Annotated in this window: 21 protein-coding genes; 9 read left to right on the top strand and 12 right to left on the bottom strand. The window is 58.0% G+C overall.

The window, feature by feature from the left end:
- Window positions 1-58: 58 nt before the first annotated feature.
- Window positions 59-499 (bottom strand): DUF6691 family protein, encoded by a 441-nt coding sequence (locus tag K3754_RS09300; RefSeq protein ID WP_203211301.1) that lies wholly within the window; start codon window positions 497-499, stop codon window positions 59-61.
- An 11-nt stretch (window positions 500-510) separates the two neighbouring features.
- Window positions 511-1,044 (bottom strand): YeeE/YedE family protein, encoded by a 534-nt coding sequence (locus K3754_RS09305; protein ID WP_311201489.1) that lies wholly within the window; start codon window positions 1,042-1,044, stop codon window positions 511-513.
- A gap of 15 nt (window positions 1,045-1,059) precedes the next feature.
- On the opposite strand from K3754_RS09305, the gene K3754_RS09310 reads away from it, so the two are divergent.
- Window positions 1,060-1,368 carry a metalloregulator ArsR/SmtB family transcription factor gene (locus K3754_RS09310; protein WP_203211300.1) on the top strand — a complete coding sequence of 103 codons (309 nt, stop codon included), beginning with the start codon at window positions 1,060-1,062 and terminating at the stop codon, window positions 1,366-1,368.
- 58 nt (window positions 1,369-1,426) lie between these two features.
- Complete coding sequence (locus tag K3754_RS09315) at window positions 1,427-4,471, top strand: aminotransferase class III-fold pyridoxal phosphate-dependent enzyme (protein ID WP_409202374.1); 3,045 nt, start codon at window positions 1,427-1,429, stop codon at window positions 4,469-4,471.
- Window positions 4,472-4,473: 2 nt separating this feature from the next.
- Here the strand turns inward: K3754_RS09315 and K3754_RS09320 are convergent, their stop codons facing one another.
- From K3754_RS09320 to gabT, 5 genes are all read right to left on the bottom strand, one after another.
- Entirely contained in the window at window positions 4,474-5,445 is a 972-nt protein-coding gene (locus K3754_RS09320) for a C45 family autoproteolytic acyltransferase/hydolase (protein WP_203211298.1), read from the bottom strand.
- A gap of 9 nt (window positions 5,446-5,454) precedes the next feature.
- Window positions 5,455-6,912, bottom strand: a complete 1,458-nt coding sequence (locus tag K3754_RS09325; protein ID WP_203211297.1) for a biotin carboxylase — start codon at window positions 6,910-6,912, stop codon at window positions 5,455-5,457.
- A 14-nt stretch (window positions 6,913-6,926) separates the two neighbouring features.
- Entirely contained in the window at window positions 6,927-9,668 is a 2,742-nt protein-coding gene (locus K3754_RS09330) for an aminotransferase class I/II-fold pyridoxal phosphate-dependent enzyme (protein ID WP_259943085.1), read from the bottom strand.
- Window positions 9,669-9,735: 67 nt separating this feature from the next.
- On the bottom strand, window positions 9,736-10,710 hold the full coding sequence (locus tag K3754_RS09335; RefSeq protein ID WP_203211295.1) for a carbon-nitrogen hydrolase family protein: 975 nt from the start codon (window positions 10,708-10,710) through the stop codon (window positions 9,736-9,738).
- Window positions 10,711-11,546: 836 nt separating this feature from the next.
- Entirely contained in the window at window positions 11,547-12,932 is a 1,386-nt protein-coding gene (gene gabT, locus K3754_RS09340) for a 4-aminobutyrate--2-oxoglutarate transaminase (RefSeq protein ID WP_259943086.1), read from the bottom strand.
- Window positions 12,933-13,164: 232 nt separating this feature from the next.
- Between gabT and K3754_RS09345 the strand changes: the two genes are divergently transcribed.
- Window positions 13,165-13,719: a cupin domain-containing protein gene (locus tag K3754_RS09345; protein ID WP_203211293.1), complete on the top strand. Its 555-nt coding sequence runs from the start codon at window positions 13,165-13,167 to the stop codon at window positions 13,717-13,719.
- Between the two features lie 164 nt (window positions 13,720-13,883).
- Window positions 13,884-15,773 (top strand): DUF4214 domain-containing protein, encoded by a 1,890-nt coding sequence (locus K3754_RS09350; protein WP_259943087.1) that lies wholly within the window; start codon window positions 13,884-13,886, stop codon window positions 15,771-15,773.
- On the opposite strand, the gene K3754_RS09355 is transcribed toward K3754_RS09350, so the two are convergent.
- The 4 genes from K3754_RS09355 to K3754_RS09370 are packed head-to-tail and all read right to left on the bottom strand — an operon-like array spanning window position 15,774 to window position 19,703.
- Window positions 15,774-16,541 (bottom strand): SDR family oxidoreductase, encoded by a 768-nt coding sequence (locus K3754_RS09355; RefSeq protein WP_259943088.1) that lies wholly within the window; start codon window positions 16,539-16,541, stop codon window positions 15,774-15,776. It lies immediately after the preceding gene.
- Window positions 16,538-17,470, bottom strand: coding sequence for an SDR family oxidoreductase (locus K3754_RS09360; RefSeq protein ID WP_259943089.1), 933 nt, complete (start codon window positions 17,468-17,470; stop codon window positions 16,538-16,540). Before K3754_RS09360 ends, K3754_RS09355 begins: the two co-directional genes overlap by 4 nt.
- Entirely contained in the window at window positions 17,467-18,369 is a 903-nt protein-coding gene (locus K3754_RS09365) for a bile acid:sodium symporter family protein (RefSeq protein ID WP_259943092.1), read from the bottom strand. Before K3754_RS09365 ends, K3754_RS09360 begins: the two co-directional genes overlap by 4 nt.
- Window positions 18,366-19,703, bottom strand: a complete 1,338-nt coding sequence (locus tag K3754_RS09370; RefSeq protein ID WP_259943094.1) for an NAD(P)/FAD-dependent oxidoreductase — start codon at window positions 19,701-19,703, stop codon at window positions 18,366-18,368. Before K3754_RS09370 ends, K3754_RS09365 begins: the two co-directional genes overlap by 4 nt.
- A gap of 71 nt (window positions 19,704-19,774) precedes the next feature.
- Between K3754_RS09370 and K3754_RS09375 the strand changes: the two genes are divergently transcribed.
- Window positions 19,775-20,434, top strand: coding sequence for a TetR/AcrR family transcriptional regulator (locus K3754_RS09375; protein WP_259943097.1), 660 nt, complete (start codon window positions 19,775-19,777; stop codon window positions 20,432-20,434).
- 84 nt (window positions 20,435-20,518) lie between these two features.
- Window positions 20,519-21,712 (top strand): NnrS family protein, encoded by a 1,194-nt coding sequence (locus tag K3754_RS09380; RefSeq protein WP_259943100.1) that lies wholly within the window; start codon window positions 20,519-20,521, stop codon window positions 21,710-21,712.
- Between the two features lie 61 nt (window positions 21,713-21,773).
- Here the strand turns inward: K3754_RS09380 and K3754_RS09385 are convergent, their stop codons facing one another.
- The gene (locus K3754_RS09385; protein ID WP_203211285.1) at window positions 21,774-22,319 is read right to left on the bottom strand and encodes a DUF882 domain-containing protein; all 546 of its coding nucleotides are present in this window, start codon (window positions 22,317-22,319) and stop codon (window positions 21,774-21,776) included.
- Window positions 22,320-22,626: 307 nt separating this feature from the next.
- Here K3754_RS09385 and K3754_RS09390 point away from each other — a divergent pair, with 307 nt between their 5' ends.
- The 3 genes from K3754_RS09390 to K3754_RS09400 are packed head-to-tail and all read left to right on the top strand — an operon-like array spanning window position 22,627 to window position 25,682.
- Entirely contained in the window at window positions 22,627-24,267 is a 1,641-nt protein-coding gene (locus K3754_RS09390; RefSeq protein WP_409202375.1) for a murein L,D-transpeptidase, read from the top strand.
- A 31-nt stretch (window positions 24,268-24,298) separates the two neighbouring features.
- Window positions 24,299-25,390 carry a UDP-3-O-(3-hydroxymyristoyl)glucosamine N-acyltransferase gene (gene lpxD, locus K3754_RS09395; protein ID WP_259943104.1) on the top strand — a complete coding sequence of 364 codons (1,092 nt, stop codon included), beginning with the start codon at window positions 24,299-24,301 and terminating at the stop codon, window positions 25,388-25,390.
- A 34-nt stretch (window positions 25,391-25,424) separates the two neighbouring features.
- Complete coding sequence (locus tag K3754_RS09400; RefSeq protein WP_203211283.1) at window positions 25,425-25,682, top strand: acyl carrier protein; 258 nt, start codon at window positions 25,425-25,427, stop codon at window positions 25,680-25,682.
- The last annotated feature ends 3 nt before the right edge of the window (window positions 25,683-25,685 follow it).

Raw genomic sequence — 25,685 nt, forward strand, 5'->3', positions numbered from 1 at the left:
GCAATTCTGGCCGCCGTAAGACGGGGGTGCGGCCATTGCAGGGTGATCGCGTGCCGGTTCAGCCGGCAGCAGGGGCGGCACCGCCGCTGGATTGCAGCTTCAGATGGCTGCCAACCCACAGCCCCAAAAGCATCATCGGCAAGAAAACCAGAACGCCCGGCGCCATCATTGGCAGCGCGGTCCAGGCCGGACCGGGGCAAAGCCCGCCGATGCCCCAGCCAATACCAAACAGCGCCGAGCCAGCCAGCAAGGGCCGGTCAATCTGCGCCGCAGTGGGCATCTGGAACACATCCGCCAATGCGGGGGCAGGGCGTTTGAGGATCAACCGGTACCCAATAAAGGTCGTTACTGATGCGCCGCCCATCACAAAGGCAAGGCTGGGATCCCAAGTGCCAGCGACATCGAGGAAATTCAACACCTTGGCGGGGTTCGACATGCCAGAGATGACAAGGCCGATACCAAAGACCAGACCGGAAAGCAGACCAAAAAGAATATGCATTTGTACGCTCCTTAAACCATGTGCCGCAGGACAAAAACGGTGACGCCCGCAGTTGCCATGAACGTGCAAACCGCGATCAGTGACCGGGGCGACAGCCGCGCCAATCCGCAGACCCCATGCCCCGACGTGCAACCCGACCCAAGGCTGGTGCCGACACCCACGACGATCCCTGCGATGGCCATGCCAATCAGGGATGTTGGAACGGTTTGCGCCGGCATTTGCCCGGCAAAAACGCTATATAGCAGCGGCGCTGCGATCAAACCGGCGACAAAGGCCAAGCGCCAGGCCAGATCTGTCGGCGCACCGCGCATCGGCAGAAATGCGGCCATCATGCCGCTGGTAATGCCGGATATGCCCGCGATCCGTCCAAAAAGGCCCATGACCATCAAGGCGCTGATCCCGATCAGGATACCCCCCACAAGGGACAGCAGCGGTGTAAATTCTGTTGCAGTGGACAATTCCATAAGCGCAAACTCCGTTATGTTGTGGCGCTCTTGCAGCGCCTGCCTGATGTGATATAAATAAGTAATTACTAAATTAGCAATATCTAAAGTATAAAAATGTCAGAAACACTTACCTCCGGCCTTGAAGAAAAAGCCGATCTTGTCGCGGGGCAATTGACCCTTCTGGCCAACCCGCGCCGGTTGCTGATCCTGTGCAAATTGGCAGAAGGTGAATGCAGTGTCGGCACCTTGCAAGACACCCTTGATCTGGGGCAATCCGCGCTGAGCCAGCATCTGGCCAAGCTGCGGGCAGGCGGTGTGGTGGACACGCGCAGGCAGGGTCAGACGATCTTTTACCGGATTGCGGACCCCAAGATGCAGGTGCTGATGGGCACCCTTTACGACGTTTACTGCCGCGAGGATTGAACGCAGTTTCGCCAAATCCGACAATCCCCCTTGAAGCCCCTGATCTTGCCACGCATTGATGGCACAACAGGAATTCGGGGGGGGCGGCGACATGTCGGACGATTGGACACAGATACTCAAGACCCATTGGGGCATCACAGCAGAGCTTGAGCCGCTAGATGGTGAGTATGATCTTAATTTTCGCGCGGTTCATGACGACGGAAAGACCAGCATCCTCAAGGTGATGCGGGCAGGATGCGAGACCGGCCTGATCGATATGCAGATCAAGGCGCTGGATCATGTTGCGGCGCATGCCCCCGAGGTGCCGATGCCGCGGGTCATACCTGCCAGAGATGGCAAGGCGATGGTCACGGCCCAGGACAACGCAGGGCAGGCGCGGCTGGTCTGGCTGCAATCGGCGCTTCCGGGGATCTGTTACGCCAATTTCAGCCCGCACAGCGCAGGTTTGATTGCCGATCTGGGGGCCCAAAATGGCAGGCTGACCGCCGCGTTGGCAGATTTTGATCACCCTGCCTTGACGCGTGATTTCAAGTGGAACCTGATGCAAGCGGGCTGGATCAAGGGCGCGTTGACCTGCGTTAGCGACCAAGACCGCCATGCGATCCTGGCCGGGATCTGCGAAGACTTCGATACGTTGCAAGACCGGCTTGCCGCGATGCCGCGGCAGGCCATCCACAATGATCTGAATGATTACAATGCCTTGGTCGATCACCGCATGGGCAGTCCGCATATTTCTGGCGTGATAGATCTGGGCGACATGTGCCGTGCGCCGCGCATCTGCGATCTGGCAATCACGGCTGCATACGTGGTCTTGGATCACGCAGAGCCGGATCTTGCGCTGACAGCCTTGGTCAAAGGGTATCACGCGGTGCATCCGCTCACGGGGGATGAGATTGATATGCTCCTGCCACTTCTGCGGATGCGACTGGCCAAGAGCATTGTGAATTCCACGCTCATGGCGCAGGAAAATCCGGCCGATCCCTACATTACAATATCGCAAGCACCCGCATGGAGGTTTCTGGAGGGGCCGGAGCTGAACACCGAGATGCTGAGAATGCGCCTGCGCAGTGCTTGCGGCTCGCCAATCAACGATGCGGCTGCGCGCGTGGCGCTTTGGCTGGATCAATCGCGCGGTGATTTTGCCCCGATCATCGGCCAATCTCTGGCAGCGGCCCCGATGGAGGCCCTTTCGGTTGAGGCTGCGACCTGTCCGCGCAACCCGTTCGACATCACCGATCAGGAGGCCGCGACGTTGGGCGCAGATCGTTTCGGGCCGGACGATATCTGGATGGGTTATTACAGCGAGCCGCGTCTGGTCTATACCGCGCCTGCGTTCCGCAAGGGGAAATGGAAGGCCTCAAACCGGCGTACGGTACACCTTGGCGTGGATGTGTTTGCACCCGCGGGCCAGACGCTGGCCGCGCCTTTGGCCGCCACGGTGGCCTTTGTCGAGGACCGGCGCGGACGGCTGGACTATGGCGGTATGGTGATCCTGCGCCATGAAACCCCTAAAGGGGACGCGTTTCACAGCCTTTATGGCCATCTTGATCCGGCGAGCATTGCACATCTCAAACTGGGCCAGAGCATCGAGAAAGGTGAGGTTTTCTGTCGCCTTGGCGCGGCGGATTGCAACGGTGGATGGGCGCCGCATCTGCATTTCCAACTGGCGCTGTCTCTGGCGGGCATGGGAACCGATTGGCCCGGTGTGGCCGATCCCGATGAGCTTGATCTTTGGGGCGCGATCTGCCCCAATCCGGCCGCGCTGTTGAACCTAGAGGATGCTTACGTTTCCTATCAACCTACTGATAAAGCGGCCATACTGGAAAAGCGTCAAACGCATTTTGGCGGCAATCTCAAGCTGAGTTACAGCGATCCTGTCATGTTGATGCGGGGCTGGAAACACCATTTGTTTGATGAATGGGGACGGCCCTATCTTGATGCCTACAACAATGTGCCGCATGTGGGCCATGCGCATCCGCGCATTCAGGCGGTGGTTGCCGATCAGCTCAAGCGGATGAATTCCAACACCCGCTATCTGCATCCGGCGCAAACCGCCTTTGCCGATAAGTTGATGTCGAAACTGCCGCCGGAACTGTCAGTCTGTTTTTTCCTCAATTCCGGCACCGAGGCCAATGAACTGGCGCTGCGGCTCGCCCGCGCGGCCAGCGGGGCAAAGGGAATGATCACGCCCGATCACGGATATCATGGCAACACCACTGGCGCGATCGACATCTCGGCCTACAAGTTCAACGCCAAGGGCGGTGTCGGTCAGCCTGATTGGGTGGAACTGGTGGATATCCCAGATGACTACCGCGGTGCCTTTGGCCGCGATGACCCAGAGCGGGGGGCGAAATATGCCGCGCAAGTGGATCGGGCGGTTGCGGCATTGGCAGATCGCGGTCACAGGCCGGCGGGCTTCATCGCGGAGACCTTCCCGTCTGTTGGCGGACAGATCATTCCGCCCGATGGCTACCTCAAGGGTGTTTATGAGCGTATTCGCACGGCGGGCGGGATATGCATTGCCGACGAAGTGCAGACCGGTTTGGGCCGGCTTGGCACGCATTACTTTGCTTTCGAGGCGCAGGGCGTTGTGCCGGACATTGTTGTGCTGGGCAAGCCCATTGGCAATGGCCATCCCTTGGGCGTGTTGATCACCACACCGGAGATTGCCGCTGCTTTTGCCAAAGGGCCGGAGTTCTTCTCGACTTTCGGCGGATCAACGCTTTCGTGCCGCGTGGGCAAAACCGTGTTGGACATTGTCGATGATGAAGGGCTGATGCAGAACGCCGCGAAGATGGGCGAACAGTTAATGTCAAGTCTTAAGAAGCTCCAGCAACAATATGATATTATTGGAGATGTGCGCGGTATGGGTTTGTTTGTCGGGGTTGAACTTGTGACGGATCGCGCCACAAAGTCACCCGCGACCGCACAATGCAGTTACGTCCTCAACCGGATGCGCGAAGAACGGATCTTGATGGGCCGCGAAGGTCCGGAGGACAATATCCTGAAAATCCGACCGCCGCTGAGTGTGGATGCAGAAGGCATTGAGATGCTGTTGGACCGTCTTGATGCTGTTCTGGGCGAGACCGGTAGCAGGCCATAAGATCAGGCCGCGCCGGGGATCTGGACCCGGCGTCCGCCCTCTTGAAAGGCGTCCATGTGCATTGGCCAGACCGTGCCGGGCCAGCGGACCTCCATCTGCTGCAACCGTGGGCGGTAGACCGCAGTATAAAGCGTGCCAAAGCCAGCATCAAAAGCCGTCGAATACAGCGGCGGCCGCAGGAAGGCATTGATAAATTTGTCTTCGGGATCGCGGTGCAGGGTCAGACGCTGCAACAGGAACCTTTCGCGTTCGACCGTTGCGGTGAATCTTGCATGGCTGACCCATTCGACGCTTTCCTGATGGTTCGTCGCCACGGCGGCGTGGGTGATCACAGTCGGGCGGTCCGGGGCCATCATCGCGGTCAGGTAGTGACGTTTGGCATCCAGAACGGTGACATTGTAGCTCATATGCGTGGGCACGCGGGCCAGAACCGCGCCTGCCTCTTCGGCGGTTGCACAGGTTTGCAGCACATAGCGCAGGATCAGCGGGACACCAAAGCCGGTGCCAACCACCCGCCGCCCGCCAAAGGTCAGCGAGATCGCAAGCCCGGCATCGTTCATACCATCCACCATGCCCCAAAGCCCGTCGGAGGTGCCCATGACGCGGCGACCCTGCCATCCGGTGTGCAGGATCAGGCTGTCAAAGGCATTGGGGTTATAGTCGTAGTTGCGCACCAGAACCGGCTCTTCACCTGTCCAGATCGCTTGGGAACAGCCTGACAGATAGGGGGGCGGGCAATAAAAGCTGAGGAAGCGCGCCGCCTGATCGCCGCCGCCTGCCAGATCACACAGATTGTCATAAAGCGGGACAATCTCGGGCATGTGTTCTTTGAGAGCGCGTTTGCTTTCCAGATAGCTGGGGCGGGCGCTGTCGCCCTCCTTGAGCCACCAGCGCCGGTAATCGGGCCAGTATTCCGCAAAAAGCCCGGCCCACTTGGGGCCGGGCATGTCTTCGCTGAGTGCGCGCCAGTGCATAGGCAGTCCTTACAGGATTTTGAACGCCGGGTCTGCGAGGGCCGGACCAGCGTTGGCAACGGGCAACGGCTTGCCATCGACCGTTTTCTTGATGCCGTGTATCCATTTCTTGGCGCGTTCATTCAACTGGAAATTCTTGGTCATAGAACGACCTCGCGTCACAAGGATACCAATATCGGCTCCTTCATAGCGGTAATCACCCGGTTGCAGGATACGCAAGAAGAAGGCTTCGTTCTCGCTTTCGACGGCGCGGCGGTGATAATCAAAGCGGTCATATACCACACTTCCGTCCTCTAACATCTTGTAAATGCCGGTTTCTGGCGATGCGGTGCAGATGTCGACACTGTCATCGGTGTGTTTGATCACCATCTGTGACCAGCTGTCGATATTGGCGGAATCGGCCCAGCGGGCGTTCAGCTCATCCACGTCGAGTTGGAATTTCTTTTTTGAGAATTCAAGCAGGTGGAACAGGAACAGTGGCGCATCGGCATGGGCAAAGGCCGCATGGTTGGTCATCGAAGAGGCGCCCGTGATACGCGGGTTCAGCTCACCCAGCCAGATATCGCCGGTTTTCTTGTCGATCAGAAAATCCAGTTCAAAGTAGCCGCGGTAGCCTTCCTTGCGCAATTGCTCACCAAACTTGAAGGTCAGCTCGCGCGCCTTCTGACGCACTTTGGGCGGGAAGGCCGTTGAGAGGATCTCATTGCCGCACCAACCGCCGCGATAGGGGGTCAATTCATTGAACCCAACCAGTTCGGTCATCAGCGGGCCAACGATTGTGCCTTCCTTGGTGGCACAGCCTTCGATGGCCGAGCCGCGGCAATCGATCCGCTTCATGATCTTGATCTCGCCTTCGCCGACGATCTCATGTTCATGGCGGCGGAAATCAGCCTCGGATTTGATAAAGAACGTGGTGTGGCCGCTGTCACCAAAGGCCGATTGCAGCACCAGATCATGCCCGATCCCGGCCTTTTCACAGGTTTTTCTCAGATCCTCGTAGTCCTTAACCTCGGCCAACACATTCGGCACCGATGGCACGCCGGCCTTGTTGCCGATCCGAACGGTTTCGATCTTGTTGTCCATATTGGTGCGCAGCTTGGCCTTGGGGAACCACACATCCGCGCCCAACTCCTTGGACAGACGTTCGGTTTCCTCATCAAACATCAAGAACACAAACTTGGGCTTGCCGCCCCGACGTTTGATGAAATCAATGACCTCTTTGTGTTGCAGCAGGTAGTTGTTGATGTCCTCAATGGACTGAAACTCCGCATGGGGCTGTTCGGAGGGGCAGAACACATTCGGATGCTTGCCGCCATAACAGTCGATGTAGCAGATGTATTTGAAATTCTTGACCCATTCGTCGAGGCCAAGAAGGTTAAAGTTGGTCGCCGAAATGAAATAGATCGGATCTTCATTGCGATGAAAGAACCGGCGGATTTCGGAAATATTCTTGAGCACTGTTGGCATCTTGTGTCCTTTTCTTATTCGGCGGCTGTTGTGATTGATTTGGCCTTGGGCAAGGCGGCCAGAGCCTCTGGTGTGAATACGCGCAGGCCAAGATCGGCGCGGTATCCGTGAATTTCGTTAACGTCGAGCGCAAGCATGAATTCGAGAATCTCGCGGCTGACAACCTGCCCTGGCACCAGGATCGGAAATCCGGGCGGGTAGGGAATGATGAAACTGGCCGAGACGACTTCTTGATCGGCTTCCAAGGCCTCTTTGAGCGATCCGTCCAATTCCAGATAGTCGCAATTTTTCTCGTCATAACTGAGGTAATAGGCGGTGCGGATGTCGCCTTCGGGCGTCAGATCATCAGGGCGGAAGGCATCGTGGAAGCGGCTGAAATCTGGCAGAGGCGGATAGTTTTCCGTTAGGTTTTTCACCCGTCTGTCAAAGGACAACCGCTCCATCTTGGAGGCGTCATCCAACAGCTCGTCCAGTTCATTGGCGATCTCGACCAGCACCTCGATCAGATAGGCCACCGAGGATCGCGTTGTGCCGATGTTTGTCATAAACAGCACGGTGTTGCGCGAGGTCTTGTTGATCTGGATGCCGTATTTATCCATCAAAATCTGGGTCTTGAACGTGTCACCGTCCCAGCCAGTGCCGCCCACGGCCAGTGTCACACGGGTGGCGTCGAGGACAAAATCATCCTGTTCCCAACAATCCCACATGTCGGTCCAGCCTTGTTCGTTATCGAAATAACTGGTGACCCCGCTTTGGCGATATCGCTCGGGGATCATGTCGCCGGCGGTCAAGACCTTGAAATACTTTTGCAAAAGCGGATGACTGCTGACGGCTTTGCGCATCGCCATAGCCGCCTCGATCTGGCGTTGGACAAACTCGAACCCTTCCAGCTCGACCTGCCTGCGCCCTACATCAAGCGAGGCGATGATCTGGTAATTGGGCGAGGTGGAAGTGTGGGTCATATAGGCTTCGTGGAAGCTTTGTTCGACTTCGCCTTTGAAATCCTGATCGTTCACGTGGATCATCGACCCTTGCCGCAGCGAGGTCAGCGTCTTGTGGGTGGATTGCGTGGCATAGACCCTGATCCGCGCCTCCGGCGGGGCAATCAAACGGGTCTCGATCAGGGTCTCGTCACTGGCGTCCACCAAGGTCTCTTGCTGGGCCTCATAGGCGCGCTTGTGGTCCTCCGTGCGCAACCTTTTGCGCAGGTTGTTGGCGGTGCGCATGCCGGTCCGCTGGCGATAGGTCGGGCTGAAGCGGGCAAAGGCAAACCACGCCTCATCCCACAGGAAGACCAGGTCTGGTTTGATGGCAAGGCATTCTTCCATCACCCGTTCAACGTTATAAACCAAACCGTCAAAGGTGCAGTTGGTCAGCAAAAGCATCCGCACGCGGTCAAGCTTGCCTGCGGCCTTAAGCGCCAGCAATTGATGCTTGATTTCCTTGAGCGGCACCGCGCCATACATCGAATATTTGTTCAGCGGATAGCTGTCGAGATAGACCACCTCGGCCCCGGCCAGAACCATGCCGTAGTGGTGCGATTTATGGCAATCACGGTCCACCAGCACGATGTCACCTGGCCGCACCAGTGCCTGCACGACGATCTTGTTACAGGTCGAGGTGCCGTTGGTGGCAAAGAAGGTCTGTTTGGACCCGAAGGCGCGGCTGGCCAGTTCCTGCGCCTCTTTGATCGGGCCTTGCGGCTCCAGCAGGCTGTCGAGACCGCCGGAGGTGGCGGATGTTTCGGCCAAAAAGATGTTGGGCCCGTAGAAAGCGCCCATATCCTGAATCCAATGAGACCGGCTGATGGATTTGCCGCGGCTGATTGGCATCGCGTGAAAAACGCCGGTGGGCTGCTTGGAATATTCCACCAGCGCCGTGAAGAACGGGGTCTTGTTACGCGCCGCCACACCGCGCAGGATGTTCAGGTGCAGCTCCATAAAGTCTTCTTGGTTGTAGAACACCCGCCGACAGATCCCCAGATCCAGCCCCGCGATATCCTCTACTGACCGATCCGTGACCAGATAAGCGTCCAATTCCGGGCGGACACGGGCGATGAGGCGGCATAGTTCCGGCCCATAGTCTTCGGGCAGCATTGCTTCGATGGCATCTGAATCGCTGGCGTTGGTGACGTATTTTGACAATATTTCATTGTCGTTCTTGGATTTCAGCACCAATCCGGGGCGCACCACAATCGCTTGAATGTTGTGATTGAACAGCACCGCAATCAGCGCGTCCTCAAGGCTGGGCACCACAACGGCCTCGTAATGAAACGGATCTTCGGGGCGGCGCATGCGGGCGACGTTGCTTTTCAGCCAGCGTTCCTGTTGATCATTGACGCTGTCGACGATCAGCACCTCGAAATAAGGGCGGGCCATGGCGCGGGCCTCGGGCGACAGCATGGCCTCGTCGTTGTGTTCGTCATCATCGGTGGTGTCCCGGTCAAGCGGGATGCTGCGCCGCCGATAGGCGCCAGTGGTCAGGGCACGGGTGACGCGGCTGATGGTAAAGGATAAATCCTCAAAATTCCCATGCTCAAAATTGCGGCGCATGTGGTCAAATGCGGCCATGCCGGGAAACGCCCAATAGGGTTCGATCAAGGCCAGAGATTCGAACAGATCCCCGATGCGCACCTTGAGCGCAGCCGCCTTTTTCGCCGCGGTCTCTCGGGACAGCGACGCGGCGGCTTCGCGCAGGGCGCTCCACCTATCAGCACGCAATTGGGTTGCGGAATAATACTCGCTGACAGAATCCATCGTTCATCCTCCTCAAAAAGGCTGAAACACGATGGGTCCGCGGTTAAGTTGCCGCAATCGTTGTGTTTCAGCCGCCTGACGTTTTGCCCAAAGCGGGCGAAATCCCGAACCCCATGTGAGGTCCGCGTTCCAGTTTCTCTGCCTCTGCGTTCGCCGGGACGTCCACATGCAACCCTGCACGAGAGCCTTGCTGTGGCACCTCAAGTGGCCCCAGAGAGCTGAGATAGCTGTCCACGCCGCTGCTGCGGTCGTAGACGGAAAAATCGGTGGATCTGTCGCGGAAGCTTTTGAGCACTTGCCCCAGACCCTTCATGCCAGTTTCGCGCTGGCGTCGCACCATGGACAGATCCACCTCGATGGGGAACATATCCTCTTGGCCTGCAGATTGGTGCAGCACCAATGATGTGGGATCGACAACCAGTGATTTGCCCACACCACCTGCGCCCAAGCCATTGACGTCAATGACATAACACTGGAATTGCGCCGCCGTGGCGCGGGCGATGGCCAGTTCGGCGTCGCGGTCGGTTGTGCCTGTCAGCACCGGATGCAACAGCACCTCAACCCCTTGCGATGTCAGTTGCCGCGTGGTTTCGGGGAACCACATATCATAACAGATCGACAGGCCAAACCGGCCCACATCGGGCACATCAAACACGCAAAAATCCGTACCCGCCGCGATGCCTGCCTCATAGGGCAGGAACGGGAACATCTTGGCGTAGCGGCGGATCACTTCGCCGTCCGGGTTGATCACCAGCGATGTGTTGTAAACGCGGCCATCCTCGGGATGGGTCAGGAACATCGAGCCGGGGATCAGCCAGACCTTGTGACGCCGCGCCGCCTCGCAGAATTTGTCGATCACTTCGTTCTGTTGCGGCAGCTTGAACTTCTCAAGCGGGCCAAAAGGTGCAAGTTCGCTGAACAGCACCATCTGTGTCCAGGGAAAGCGCATCATCAGAATGTCGAGGCGATGCAACATGCCATCGACGTTGGGTTGCAGGGCGTTGACGTACATCTGTACGCCAGCAATTGCGAAAGGGGTCATAGTCTTACTGCTCCGTAAAAGCGGAGGCGTCCCGTCTGGGCCATCCATGTCTCCGCGTTAGGCATCCCCTACGCCCTTGCGCCGGAAACGAAAACAGAAGAATGGCGCATTGAACAATTGATAACACGTGCAGGCAATAGCCCGCGCATCTGCAGCGCCATTTTGACCGATGTTATGGCAGGATCGCGTGGTTCTGTGTTTGCCACGTTGATCTTTCCCCTTTCGCCGCTTGATACGGACGCTTTGTTTAACGAATTCATATTATGCGCCCCCCAAAACAAGTGCGCCAAAACCCAAAGTCAACCTTTTGCCGCGAGGAGTTGCGTGTTTCCCCGGATTTCCGCGCAGTCAATCAAAGGTCGAACCGGCAGTATTTTTTATCTGTTCGCGCCGAAATCTCATTCGGATCTGTTTCGTTTTTCAGCAGATCGTCCTCAAGCATTCTGCAAGGCCCAAGGGCATAACTGACTGTTTCCATTTATTCTCTAGAATGCCGCAGCCCCTCCCCAAAGGCAGCACCATTTGTTTCTCGCGATATGTCAGAACGCTCTGGCATAGCATGATTTTCCCTGCGCGCCTCCGGCAGGACCGCCAAGGGAAGCGCTGTCGTTGAGACTGACGAAGGCTTAAGAGTATTGCAACCAAATTTCTGAGTGATTTGCGGTTTCGTTTAATATTTTTAACAAAATGCAGAGAAATCTAACAAATCCGCGGCGGTGTGTGCCGGATTGAACATTGCGGGAACCGTTGAAACAGGCAAATGGCGGGTTTCCAAAGTGCATAAAAAAAAAGGGCAGGCGCGATGGCCTGCCCTCCAGAGTAGCTCTAGTTCAAGATTAGGTGTTCTGCTCTGCGATTGCTGCGGCCAATGCCTCTTCGAAGATGGCGATGCCTTCGTCGATGATTGCGTCAGAGGCCGTCAGCGGCACCATGATCCGCAGGGCGTTGCCGTGCATGCCGCAAGCCAACAGGATCAAGCCGCGCTTGAGTGCATGTGCCACGACGGATTTGGTCAGCTCCGCATCCGGCGTCGCGGTCTCAAAATCGGTCACGAATTCAACCGCCAGCATGGCGCCCAAACCGCGAATGTCCCACATACGGAACGGGGCCACGCGGGCACCGATTTCGGCAAAGCGGGTGCGGAAATGCTCGCCAAGCGCGGTGGAGCGGGCCAGCAGGCCTTCTTCTTCGATTGCTTCGATGGCTGCCAATGCCGCAGCGCAAGCCACGGGGTTGCCGCCGTAAGTGCCGCCCAGACCGCCCGGAATGACAGCATCCATAATCTCGGCGCGGCCAATCACGCCTGCAATCGGATAACCGCCTGCCATGGATTTGGCGACGGTGATCAGATCCGGAACCACGCCGGAGTGTTCAACAGCAAACCATGTGCCTGTACGGCCAAAACCAGCCTGAATTTCGTCTGCAATCAACAAGATACCATGAGTGTCGCAGATCTCGCGCAGGGCTTGCATCATCTCGAACGGCACAGGGGTATAGCCGCCTTCGCCCAACACGGGCTCGATGATGATCGCGGCCACGCGCTCTGGCTGGGCGTCGGTCAGGAACAGGTTCTGCAAGCCAGTCAGCGCGTCATCGACAGTGATGCCGTCACGCAGGCTTGGGAATGGCGCGCGGAAAATGTCTGACGGGAAGGGACCGACGTCTTTTTTATACGGCGACACTTTTCCGGTCATGCCCAACGTCAGCAGCGTGCGCCCATGATACCCGCCGGTAAAGGCGATCACACCCGGACGGCCTGTGGCGGCGCGTGCGATTTTAACCGCGTTTTCAACAGCTTCTGCGCCAGTTGTCACCAGTAGGGATTTCTTGGCGCGATCGCCCGGCGCCAGCGCGTTCAGCTTTTCGGCCAGAGCGACATAGGGCTCGTACGGGACAACCTGAAAACTTGTGTGGGTGTAGTGATCTTCTTGCGCTTTTGCGGCGGCGATCACTTTGGGGTGGCGGTGGCCGGTGTTCAGCACGGCAATGCCGCCCGCGAAATCGACATAGCGGTTGCCTTCCACGTCCCACAGCTCCGAGTTTTCGGCGCGGCTGGCATAGATCGGTGCAGCAGAGGCCACGCCGCGGGCCACGGCGGCATCGCGGCGGGACACCAATTCTGCGTTGGTCACCTTGCCTTCTTCAACCGTTGGCACGATAGAGATGTTGGCCTTGCTTTTGGTAGGCGCTTTGCGGGTCTTTTTCTTTGTTGTGGTGGTCATATCTGAGTTTCCTGTCACAAGGGGAACACGACCGAGCACTTTCGGGGGTGTTTAAAATTCTCATACGCTGTTAATTTTATCTGTCAATACGGATTGAGACAGAGGGATTTCTTGCCGCCGCACCGGGCGCAAATGATCCAAAATAACCGCTGGAAATGGCTTCCAGCGGGATGCGAGTTGCATTACCTTGATCTTGCACGAGAAAAGCGGCGACAGGCAAAGGATCACCGGGGTGGATATAGGCAAAAAGCTGCAGGCATTGCGCAAGTCACATGGGTTGTCTCAGCGGGAACTTGCCGCCCGCGCGGGGCTGACCAATGGCACGGTGTCCCTGATCGAGAAAAACAAGACCAGCCCTTCGGTGGCCTCACTCAAAAGTTTGCTGGATGCGATTCCGATGAGCATTGCGGAGTTTTTCGCGACCATCGAAGAGGCCGAGCAACCCAAGTATTTCTATGCGCCCGAAGACTTCACCGAAATCGCGCCGCAATTTGGCTCATCGCCCGTATCGCTGCGCCAGCTCGGCAATGCCAGCAGCCATACTTTGCAACTGCTGGACGAGACCTATCCACCCGGCGCAGATACCGGGCCGGAGTTTCTGTCTCATGCGGGCGAAGAGGCCGGGATTATCATGGAGGGCGAGATCGAGATCACCGTCGAGGATCAGGTGCAGGTTCTGGGAGTTGGCGAGGGCTACCTCTTTGACAGCCGCAAGCCGCACAGGTTTCGCAACACGGGCAAAAGCGTTTGCCGGATTGTCAGCGCCTGCACTCCGCCGACGTTTTAGGGCAAAACGGTCTCTGGTATTTGCTTTCATTCGCGCCTAGGTTGTTTGGGGCGGGGATTTCCTCGCTTTAGCCAAATTCCTGCCTCTTAGTTGCTGCGTTTGTGCAGCAGCGTCCGTCCAAGCACGTTTGCAAATGAGAGACCACAGCCATGCCGACCATTAACATGCCAGACATCAACGGTGCCTTTTCTCTGTCCGTGACCGCCCGTTTTGACACCGTCATTGGTGGAACGGGACAGACGGTTTTTGATTTTGGCGACGGAACGCGGCAGAACGATATTCTGCTGGCGCAAGTCAGCAACTCTGCCACCTTGGAGTTTGTCATTTTCGTTGGCGGACAACACTTTGCCGTAGCCGCCGATGATGCGATTGTGGCGGGGGAAACCGCACAGTGGACCGTGGCTGTCGATGCGGCGGGTTTAATGAGCCTAAGCAAAGATGCCAGTCTTTTGGTGCAGGGGCAGGGTGCTGTTCCCGCAGATGTGGATCGCGACACAGCGCAAGTTGGTGCGGCCAATGCCGACGACAAAGGGCCATTGAACGGTGCGGTGTCCTCGCTCGAATTTGACGGACAGGAATTTATCGCCGGGATCAATGACACTGGCACCGATGAAGATGATGATCTGGTGGGCGGCGATGGCGCGGACACGCTGGAAGGGCTGGATGGCAACGATTCACTGACCGGCGGATCGGGCGACGATTCCCTTGTGGGCGGCGATGGCGACGATACGTTGCGCGGTGGTCACGGCGATGACACGCTTTTGGGCGGTGCGGGCAATGACGAGATTGAAGGGCTGTATGGCGCGGATGAGATCGATGGCGGATCTGGGGATGACCATGTATTCGCCCGTGATGGCGACGATCTGGTTTATGGACGGGCGGGGCTCGATACGCTGATTGGCGGTATCGGCGCGGATACCCTTTATGGCGGCGATGGAAACGATCTGTTGGCCGGCAGCCAAGGCGATGACGAAATCCATGGCGGCGGCGGCAATGACCTTGTTTTCATTGGTAACGATGAAGATTCAGATCGCATTTTCCTGGATGGCGGCAATGACCACCTTGATGGTGTCAGCGCCAGTTCGGCGTTCTATGCCGAGGGCGGCGATGGCAATGATCTGATGACCTCTGGCATTGGCGATGACACGTTGCTGGGCGATGCGGGCAATGACACGATCTCTGGTAACGGCGGCGACGATACACTGACCGGTGGCGCGGGGAATGACCGTCTTGATGGCGGCGAAGGCACGGACACAGCGACTTTCGGTGGCGCACAAGCCAGCTATACCCTGACCGTTGCGCCTGATGGCCTGACGATCGAAGATCGGCGTGCAGGCGAGGATGGCGTCGATCAGTTGATTGACATCGAGTTTCTTGATTTTGGGACCAACATCTATGAAGTGCCCTTTGATCTGGCGCGTTTCGCCGGGCCTGCGGGCCTGTCAGAGGTTGAGCTGGAAAGCTTTGTGGAGCTTTACATCGCATACTTCAACCGGGCGCCCGATGCCGTGGGCCTGCATTTCTGGGGGACTGCCTTTGCCAATGGCTCAACGCTAGAGCAGATGGCGACCCTGTTCATTGATCAGGATGAATTTGTTGCAACCTATCCCGGTGGCACAACCAATCTTGCCTTTGCCCAATCGGTTTACAGCAATGTTCTGGGCCGCACACCGGATCAGGCGGGCATTGATTTCTGGGTTGGCCTGCTGGATGAGGGCGCGGTCGCGCGCGATCAGTTCATTCTCGAGGTGTTGCGCGGCGCGCGGGCAGATCCCAAGCCGGAGCTTGGCCAGGATTTTGTGGATCAACAGGCCGCCGATCAGGCCTATTTGACCACCAAGGTTGATATCGGAGCCTATTTTGCGGTGCACAAGGGCATGTCGGATGTGGACGATGCCGTGGCCGCGATGGCGCTGTTTGATGGCTCTGACGCCAGCCGCGATCAGGCGGTCGCCGCGATTGACGGGTTCTTTGCCGATGCGGTGGATGCGACCGACGGGGCCTTCCTGATGCCGCTTGTCGGTGTTCTGGATGATCCGTTCTCGGTCGCTTGATCACCCCATTTTGCGGCGCATTAGCCATTCAAACAGGGCCGGCGAGGCGCGGTTGATCAGATAGGACAGCCGCGCAATGCGGCCAACGGGGATGAAGGGTTTGCCCCGCTCAAGCCCCCGCAAGATCACCGCTGCAGCATCATCAGGGCTCATGTAATCCACACCATCGGTGGCCGATCCGGGGCGGGCGATGCCATTGTCTTGCACCTGCGCATTGCCAAGATTGGTCGCAACAAAACTTGGCGCGGCGATCACCACGCGCACGTCATGGGGTGCTTCTTCTGCCCGCAGGGATTTAAAGAACCCCTCAAGCGCATGTTTGCTGGCCGCATAGGCGGTGCGGTGCAGCAGTGGCGAAAACCCGGCTACAGAGGAAATCGCCAGGTGTGTGCCCTTGGCCTTGCGCAGGTCGGATTGCAGCTCCTGCGCCATGCGGGTTGCGGCAAAGTAATTGATGTCAAAGACTTTTCTATGTGTGTCTTCGGTCAATTCCGCACAGGGGCCGATGTGGGTCACACCGGCGTTGTAGATCACCAGATCAACCGAAGGGCTGCGCCTTCGAATTTGGGCGCATAGGGCTGAAAGTTCCGCGCTTTTGGTCAGATCACAGGGCAGGGCGCGGCGGCCCTCGATCACGTCCAAGCCGTCCAAAGCCGGGCCGGGCAGATCCACCAGGATCGTTTGCCACCCCCGGCCGCGCAACGCATTGTCCAAGGCAAGGCCCAGCCCGCCTGCGCCGCCTGTGATGATCGCGGTTTTCTGTGTCATAATCCGGCCGCCTTGCGCCATAGGTCAAAGGTCTCCGCGCTGCTGAGTTCCGGCAAGTAGCCAAATTCCGATTTCAGGGCAGTGTTGTCCAGGACAGGCCGATATTGCAAAAACCGCACCTGCTCAGGCCCGTAGCGCGACAGTTTCAGCGGCTTGGCCACCGCCAGCGCCAGTTTGAGCAAGGCAGGCGGCAGGCGCAAAACCGGCTTGCCCATCCGTTCTGCCAGATCAGAAATGCCAAGGGCACCGTCGCCCGCCACGTTGAAAATACCCGCAGGCCCGTCTGTGGCGGCCCGGTGCAAGATACGCGCCAGATCTCGTGTCCAGATGAACACAAACGGGCTGTCACTGCCCATAAGAGCCAGCAGCCGGGGTTTGTGAAACAGCGCGGTGATCTGGTTCTCCAAACCCGCGCCAAGAACCGTGCTAACCCGCAGAACCACTTGCTCCAGCGCGGGATGATCCTTGCGGGTTTGGGCCAGCATCTCCTCGACCTGCCGTTTGTGATCGGCATAGGCGAATTCGACGTTGCCGCGCAGGGCATCTGTTTCCTTGAGCCATTCGGGGTTATCGGGATGATAACCATAGGCGGCCCCCGATGAGGTCACCACCAGCCGCCGCACGCCGTATTTGAGACAGGCATTGATCACGTTCTGCGATCCCGTGACATCCACGGAATAGGCAAACTCGCGGGTTGTCTGCCCGACGATGGAGGCCAGATGAATAACCACCTCGGGTCTATGGGTTTTGATGACTGTGTCTGGATCCATGCCGCGCACATCCAAGGGGCAAAATCGGATATGATCAGGCAGACGGGCAGGCGCGGTAAGGTCTGACGCAATCACCTCATGCTCGCCATTGCCAGCCAATTCCGCCAACAGGGCGCGGCCCACGGCCCCCGCGGCGCCTGTAATTAGAATGCGCGTCATCGCGCGGCTTCGCTGCGCGACATGACCTTGGCCAAGGCAAGGCCGGAGATCGCATGCCAGATGCCCCAGAAGGCCGCGACAACGGCCATACCGCCCAGCCCCCCGAAAAAGCCAAAGATCAAGACCAGACCAAGGCCGGAGTTCTGAATGCCGGTTTCAATCGTCACGGCGCGGCGGTCATAGGGCGACAACCCCGCCAGCGTGGCGGTGCCGTATCCGCCTGCCAGGGCCAATGCGTTGTGCACGACAACGAGGAGGGCAACGTAATGGGCATAGCCCAGAAAGAACGCCCAATTTGCAGCGAGCGCCAGCACGATAAAGGCCACAAAGATCAACATCGACAGGTTCTGCAGGGGCCGGCGAATGCGGTCGGCCAGTGCTGGCTTGTTGCGGTTCAAAAGGACACCCAAAATCAGCGGCAGGATCAACATCAACGTCACCGTCAGCGCGATCTGCCATGGATCAATGGCCGTGGCCTGCAAGATGGCGCGGCTTGGTTCATAGAGATTGCCCCAGAAGGCGATGTTCAGCGGGGTCAGCAGGATCGCCCCCACCGTGGCAAAGCCCGTCATCGAAACTGACAATGCTGCATTGCCGCCCGCACGGTGCGAGATGAAGTTTGAGATATTGCCCCCCGGACAGGCCGCCACAAGGATCAGACCAAGCGCAATGGAGGCGCGCGGCTGCATGGCAAGCACCAAAAGGAATGTCAGCACCGGCAGGACCACAAACTGTGAAATCAGCCCGGTCACGACAGGCTTGGGCGTGCGCATCAAGCGTTTGAAATCGTCGCCCTTGAGATCCAGTGCGACCGAGAACATCACAATCGCCAGAATGGCGTTCAGCAAGGTCAGGCTGGCGGGGCTGAAGTTCAGCATTATGTCGTCAAGATCCGTCATTTGCTGGTGCCTCCCAATGCGCCAATCCAGTTGGTCACGGCCTTGCGGTAGGTCGCCTTGTCCACGTAATAGGCCATACGCGGCAGTTTGAGATACCTGGTGCCGCCTGTCATCCGTTTGAAACCGCTTCTCTTTTCGGCCTGAAGTGTCTTGGCGGCGGCGCGCCCCTCGCGCAGGCCCTTGATGTAGCGGACAACCATTTCGGCTTGTTCATGCCGGCCTTGCCAACCCAGACCAGAGGCCTCGACCATGCCCAGAACAAACAGATCGTCACGGTCCGGATGCATGGCGTTCAAAAACAGATGCGGCGCATCGCCCTGCCAGTTGAGCAACGCGTTGTCGATAAATGGATAGTGCAGGCGATAACCTGTCGCGGTCAGGATCATGTCATAATCGGCCTGGGTGCCATCGGTGAAATGCACCGTTTTGCCGTCCAGATGATCGATGTCGGGCCGCACTTTCAAATCGCCATGCCCGGCGTGAAAAAGGATCAGAGAGTTGACCACGGGATGGCTTTCGTAAAGCGCATAATCGGGTTTGGGAAAGCCGTATTTCTGCGGATCTCCGACAAACCATTTCAGGATCATCCCGTCGACCTTGCGTTTCAGCCACATCGGCAACTTGATCATCCCGCCCATGGTATCGGCAGGTTTGCCAAAGACGTATTTGGGCACAAAGTAATAGCCGCGCCGCATCGAGATATCGCAGCTTTTGCCGTGGTGAATGGCATCCACCGCGATGTCACAGCCGGAGTTGCCCGCCCCGACAATCAGAACCCGTTTTCCGGTGAATTGATGCGGAACACGGTAGTTGGCGGCGTGGATCAACTCGCCGTCGAACTGCCCCTTGAAGGTGGGGATGTTCGGCTCGGACAGGGTGCCATTGGCGATCATGACACCGGCAAAAACTTCCGATTGCTCATTGCCCTGCGCATCGCGCCAGGTGACGCGCCAACCTGCGCCGGCCTCCCCAAGGGGTTCGGTTGAAAGAACTTCGGCGTTAAAGTGATACTTTGCGTATAGGTCGTAATGCTTTGCAAAGTCTTGAAAATACCGTTTCAACTCCGAGTGAGAAGGATATTCCGCCACATCTTCACGCATTGGGAAATCGGCAAACTCCGTCATGGTCTTGGACGAGATCAAATGCGCGGTTTCATACATGGTGGACCGGGGTGCATCGATGTCCCACAGCCCGCCCACATCAGAGTGTAGCTCGAACCCCTGAAACGGAACGCCCTGTTCCGTCATGACTTTCGCTGCGGCAAGGCCCATTGGGCCCGCGCCAATCAGCGCAAATTTTTCCGTCCCCCCAAAGGGGGATGTTTCCTGTGGCATGTGGTGCGTCCTTGCCTTGAAATTTGAATTAGATTGAATAAGCGTTCAAAATAAGGCAAGATAATTTTGAAATGAATGCATTAAACCAGCAAAAACAACGGCAAAGAGCGCCCAGTCAACGTTCGCTTGAGACCCGCGCGCGCATTTTTGACGCCGCAGAGCAGGTTTTTGCAGCGCATGGGTTCGACGCAGCAACCATCCGGGACATTGCCGCATTGGCCGAAGTGCAGGGCGCGTTGGTACATCATCATGGCGGATCGAAGGAGGCCTTGTTTGCCGCAGTCGTCGCCCGGCGTGCGGAGGCTCTGTCAAATGCCAGAACCGCCGCGTTGGAGGCGTTGCAGGCCACGGGCCCGATAACACTGCGCGGGGTGATCTGTTGCTTCACCCATCCGTTTCTGGACCGTGTTCTGGGTGGTGATCCCGGATGGCTGGCTTACGGGCGGTTGATTGCATATGTGTCCGCCGATGACCGGTGGCGGGCCATTGCCAGCCAGCATTTTGACCCCACGGCCAAGGTTTTCCTGACCGCCTTTGCGCAGGTTTTGCCCGGTGCTTCGCAGGCGCGTCTGGCGGCAGCCTTGGTCTATATGGTGTCCGGTATGCTGTCGCTTTGTGCTTCGCGCTGGCGGATAGACGATCTGTCGGGGCAGGGCCAAGACATGGTTGATCTGGTCCAGGTCTTTACAGATTTCAGCGAAGCCGGATTTCGGCAGGCGGCGCAGGGGTAACCATCTGCCTTCTGAGTTGATCCAGATCACTGACAATCTCTGTTGGGGGGTGAATATACCGCAACAGCGATCAAAGGCATGCGCATGACCGATACCACCTCTGATACCCGTTCTTCGATGGCGGTGTTCTTTTCCCTTGGCTTCCGTCCGTTTTTTCTGGGCGCGGCGCTTTGGGCTTTGCTTGTTATGGCGCTTTGGTTGGCGCAGATGTTTGATGTTCTGACGCTTCCCCTGCGATTTGATCCGGTGTCATGGCATGCGCATGCCTTTCTGTTCGGCTATCTCAGTGCCGTTATCGCAGGGTTTCTGCTGACCGCGGTGCCCAATTGGACAGGCCGCGCGGCGCTATCCGGTTTGCCATTGTTCTTATTGGTTTTGTTGTGGGTTCTGGGACGGCTGGCGGTGTTCACCGCGCTGTGGTGGCCTGCCGCCTTGGTGGCGACGCTTGATCTGGCCTTTCTGACAGCGATGCTGTTCTGGCTGCTGCGCGAAATTATCGCGGGAAAGAACTGGCGCAATCTGATTGTGGTCGCGATGCTGCTGGCCTTTCTCGGCGGCAATGCCGTCTTTCATCTTGAGGCGGCTGGCGGCGGTTACGCGGCGCAGGGGATCGGGTTGCGGATCGGCATCAGCGCCGCGGTGATGATGGTGGCAGTGATCGGCGGGCGGATTGTGCCGGCCTTCACCCGCAACTGGTTGGTCAAGCAAGGCAGCGACATGTTGCCCGCGCCGGTGATGGCTGGGTTTGACAAGATTGCATTGCTGGTCCTGTTGGCGGCCATGGTCAGTTGGCTGGCTGCGCCGCAACTGGTGTTGTCGGGTGGGCTTTTGGTGGTGGCGGGGGTGTTGCACCTGATCCGCCTTGGCCGATGGGCTGGGCGGCATGCAATGGCGGAACCCTTGGTCGCCATTTTGCATCTCGGCTACGCATTTGTGCCGTTTGGGGCATTGGCGATCGGGCTTGGTATCCTGGGCATCGGAGATGGCGCAGCGGCGCAGCATCTTTGGATGGCCGGGGCGCTTGGGGTGATGACCCTTGCGGTGATGACCCGTGCCTCGTTGGGGCATTCGGGCCGTGCTTTGATCAGTGATCCGGTGACGGTGTTGATCTATGCGGCAATCGTGATGTCCGTCCTGCTGCGGTGGGTTGCGGGCAACTGGCCAGAGCAGCAGGGGCTTTTGCATGGGATCTCGGGCGGTGCCTGGATTATTGCCTTTGGCGGGTTTGCCCTGTCCTATGGTGCCATGATGATCCGGCCTCGGGCAGATCAAGCCTGAGGAGTACACACAAAAAAGGCGCCCTAACAGGCGCCTCATGATCAACGGATGTCGCTGGGGCTTAGCCGCCCCATGTCCGTACAATACCGCAATCCATATGCACAAAGTTGGATCCGGAGTAGCGGCCAACGCCGCCGCCCTGACAGGCGGTCGCCGCACGGGCCATCTGGTGTACGGAGCGGGTCGACAACCGCAGATCCGCCGCCTGGCCGCGCATGTGCAGCGAATTCTTGGCAACGCCGCGTGACCGGGACCGCAACATCGCGTTGGTCTTCGGGCTGCGATAGCCGGACAGCAACATATAGGGTTCGTTCACGTCCAGCAAATTGTGCGAGGCGGCCATGATATCAACGGTGCGCAGATCGATGCTCTTGACACCATCGGTGCGCCAGTCCCGCATGAAGTAGTTCACTTCTTTCACGGCATCTTTGATGTACTGGCCTTCGATCCAATAGATCATGTCGATGCGTTCGCCGGTGCGGCCGGAATACATGCGGATGCGGCGGATATCGCCTGCGCCGCGCAGAAAGCCTGCTGCATTGGAGAAAGTGGGTGCCGCGGTCAGTGTGGTTGCGGCGAAAGCGCCCAAAACGGCGCGCCGGGTCATGCCCGAAGTGCTATTGCCTGCCATAAGTCTTCTGTCCCGTCGTCTGCCTGTGGCCATGATGTTACATAGGCCGTTCATCTGTCCCCCAGATGCCTCAAGTGTATGGCATAGCGGGAATCATGAACCAAGTGCTGAATCCTTTTGGTTCCATGCCACTGCTTTTTTAGGCGAATTTCTGCCAAAAACGATCGAACACCGCTGCAAGATCCGGGAAAACGGGTGTTTTTTAAGCATCAGGTTAAGGCTTGTTTAAGTCCTTGCGGTTTTGTGAATGGACAGACGTTGGCGCATTTCCGACAAGAACAGGATGTTTATTGGTTTTTCGGGGATAATGATGATGCGCGATTCCTTTTTGCGCCGGGGTTTACTGGCAGTCACGGTGACAATTGGCCTTGGTGTCACCATGACAGCGCCGCAACCGGCTTTTGCGCAGGTGACAGCATTCAAACAGGCGGTTGCAGAAACCGCCGCCCGTGATCAGGACATTGCCAGTTTTTACCGGACCAACGGATATACACCGATCTGGACCGGCGCGGGCGAGGCGGATCGCGCCCGCCGTGCCGCGCTTTTGCACGCCATTGAAAACGCCGATGATCACGGATTGCCGGTGGCGCGTTATGATCCACAAGGGCTGATGGATCTGTTGCGGTCGGCCAAGACCCCGCGGGACCGCGGTATCGCCGAGGTCGAGCTCAGCAAATTGTTCCTGAAATATGCCCGCGATGTGCAGACCGGTATGTTGATTCCCAATCGCGTTGACAGCCGCATTGTGCGCGACATTCCCTACCGCGACCGCAGCGCCTATCTGACAGGTCTGGCCGAAGCAAAACCGGCGGCATTCTTCCGGTCTTTGCCGCCGCGCAGCATGGAATACAATGCGCTGATCAAAGAAAAGGTCACGATGGAACGGCTGTTGCAGCAGGGCGGCTGGGGGCCGCGTGTGCCGGCCAATTCGCTCAAGCCCGGCGCTTCAGGTAATGCAGTCATTGCGCTGCGCAACCGTTTGATCGCGATGGATTATCTGACACGTTCCAACACCGTCACATATGACGACGCACTGCAGGCGGCGGTGCAGCAGTTTCAGGTGGATCACGGGTTGAACGCGGACGGTGTGGCCGGTGCCGCCACCATGCAGCAGATCAACGTTGGTGTGGAAAAACGCCTGCAATCGGTTCTGGTGGCGATGGAGCGGGAACGCTGGTTCAACACGGATCGCGGCAAGCGTCATATTCTTGTGAATATCCCCGATTTTTCCGCCAAGATTATCGACGATGGCAAGGTGACCTTCCGCACCCGGTCTGTGGTCGGCGCAGTATCCCAGGATCGCCCCACGCCGGAGTTTTCCGATGTGATGGAACATATGATCGTCAATCCAAGCTGGTATGTGCCGCGTTCGATCGTCACCAAGGAATATCTGCCGCAGCTCAAGCGCAATCCAAACGCGGTGCGCCATATCGAGATCACCGACAGCCGGGGCCGGGTGGTCAATCGCAGCGCCGCGAACTTTAGCCAATATACGGAACGGACCTTCCCCTTTGCCATGCGGCAGCCGCCAAGCCGCAGCAATGCCTTGGGTCTGGTCAAGTTCATGTTCCCCAACAAGCACAACATCTATCTGCACGACACGCCGGCCAAGAGCCTCTTTGCCCGCGATATTCGTGCCTTCAGTCACGGATGTGTGCGTCTGGCCGATCCGTTCGATTTTGCCTATGCGCTGCTGGCCAAACAATCCGACGACCCTCAAGGCACATTCAAGGCGGCGCTGAATTCCGGCAAGGAGACCAAGATCGTGTTGCAAGAGCCGGTCCCTGTGCATCTGATCTACCGCACTGCCGTGACCAATGCGCGGGGCCACACCGAATACCGCGCCGATATCTACGGGCGTGATGCGCGGATCTGGGCCGCTCTGGCCAAGGCAGGGGTGGTCTTGGGCGGCGTTCAGGGGTAATTCTGCCTGCAACATTTGCAGGGGGTGCCGAATGGCCTTCACGGTTCAACAGATCGCAGCGGCCATTGGGGCCGAGGCGGTTGGAGATACATCACTGATCATCACAGGCGCATCCGAACCGGCACAGGCCGGGTCGGAACATCTGGCACTGGCGATGAGTCCGAAATACGCCGAAGGATTGGCGCAAGGTGCGGCGCAGGCCGCGATGCTTTGGCCGGATGCCGATTGGCAAGCTCTTGGTTTGAAAGCCGCCATTCTGCCGGAACGGCCGCGTTTTGCCATGTCCGGCATGACCAGGGTGCTTGATCGGGGGCAGGGTTTTGGCAACGGCGTGCATCCGACGGCGGTGGTCGACCCAACCGCGCAGCTTGGCGAGAATGTCAGCATCGGTGCGCTGGCGATCATCTCTGCCGGGGCAAGGATTGGCGCCGGATCGGTGATCGGGCCGCATTGTTTTGTCGGCCTCGATGTCGAGATCGGCAAAGACGCCTTGCTGCGCGAACAGGTCAGCATCGGCGCACGGGTACATATCGGTGACAGGTTCATTGCCCAGCCCGGAGCACGGATCGGGGGGGACGGTTTTTCCTTTGTCACTGCAGAACCCAGTGTCGTGGAAACCGCCCGCAAAACCCTTGGGGATCAAGGGGACAGCAAGGCACAGCCCTGGATCCGCATTCATTCGCTTGGGTCGGTGACAATCGGCGATGATGTCGAGATCGGCATGGGGTCCACCATCGATTGCGGCACGATCCGAAACACCATGATCGGCAACAACACCAAACTCGATAATCAGGTGCACATGGGGCATAATGTGGTGATCGGGGAAAATTCGCTGATCTGCGGTCAGGTCGGCATCGCCGGATCTGCGGTGATCGGTGACAATGTTGTCTTGGGCGGGCAATGCGGTGTCAGCGACAATATCTTTGTCGGGGATGGTGTGATTGCCGGGGGCGGCACCAAGTTGATGTCAAACGTGCCTGCGGGCCGGACGATGCTGGGTTATCCGGCCACCCAAATGGACAAACAGGTCGAAAGTTACAAAGCCCTGCGACGATTGCCGCGTGTTCTGCGTGACATCAAGGCGTTACAAAAGGCTGTTTTCAAGACCGGCGAGGATGATTAAATCATCCTTGAGCAAGTTTTCAGGGGTGAAACCGATGAGCATCAAAGATCAGGTCATAGCCATCATTGCCGAGCAGGCGGTGTTGGAGCCGGAAGATGTGACGCTGGACAGCACTTTGGAAAGCCTTGGCATCGATAGTCTGGGGCTGGTGGAAAGCATCTTTGCCATCGAAGAGGCGTTCGACATCTCGGTGCCGTTCAACGCCAACAACCCGTCCGAGTCCGATTTTGATATCTCAAATGTGGCCAGCATCATCGCCGGGATTGAACGGCTGAAGGCCGAACAGGGTTAGGCG

It is taken from the genome of Sulfitobacter sp. M368 (assembly GCF_025141875.1).
GTDB lineage: Bacteria > Pseudomonadota > Alphaproteobacteria > Rhodobacterales > Rhodobacteraceae > Sulfitobacter > Sulfitobacter mediterraneus_A.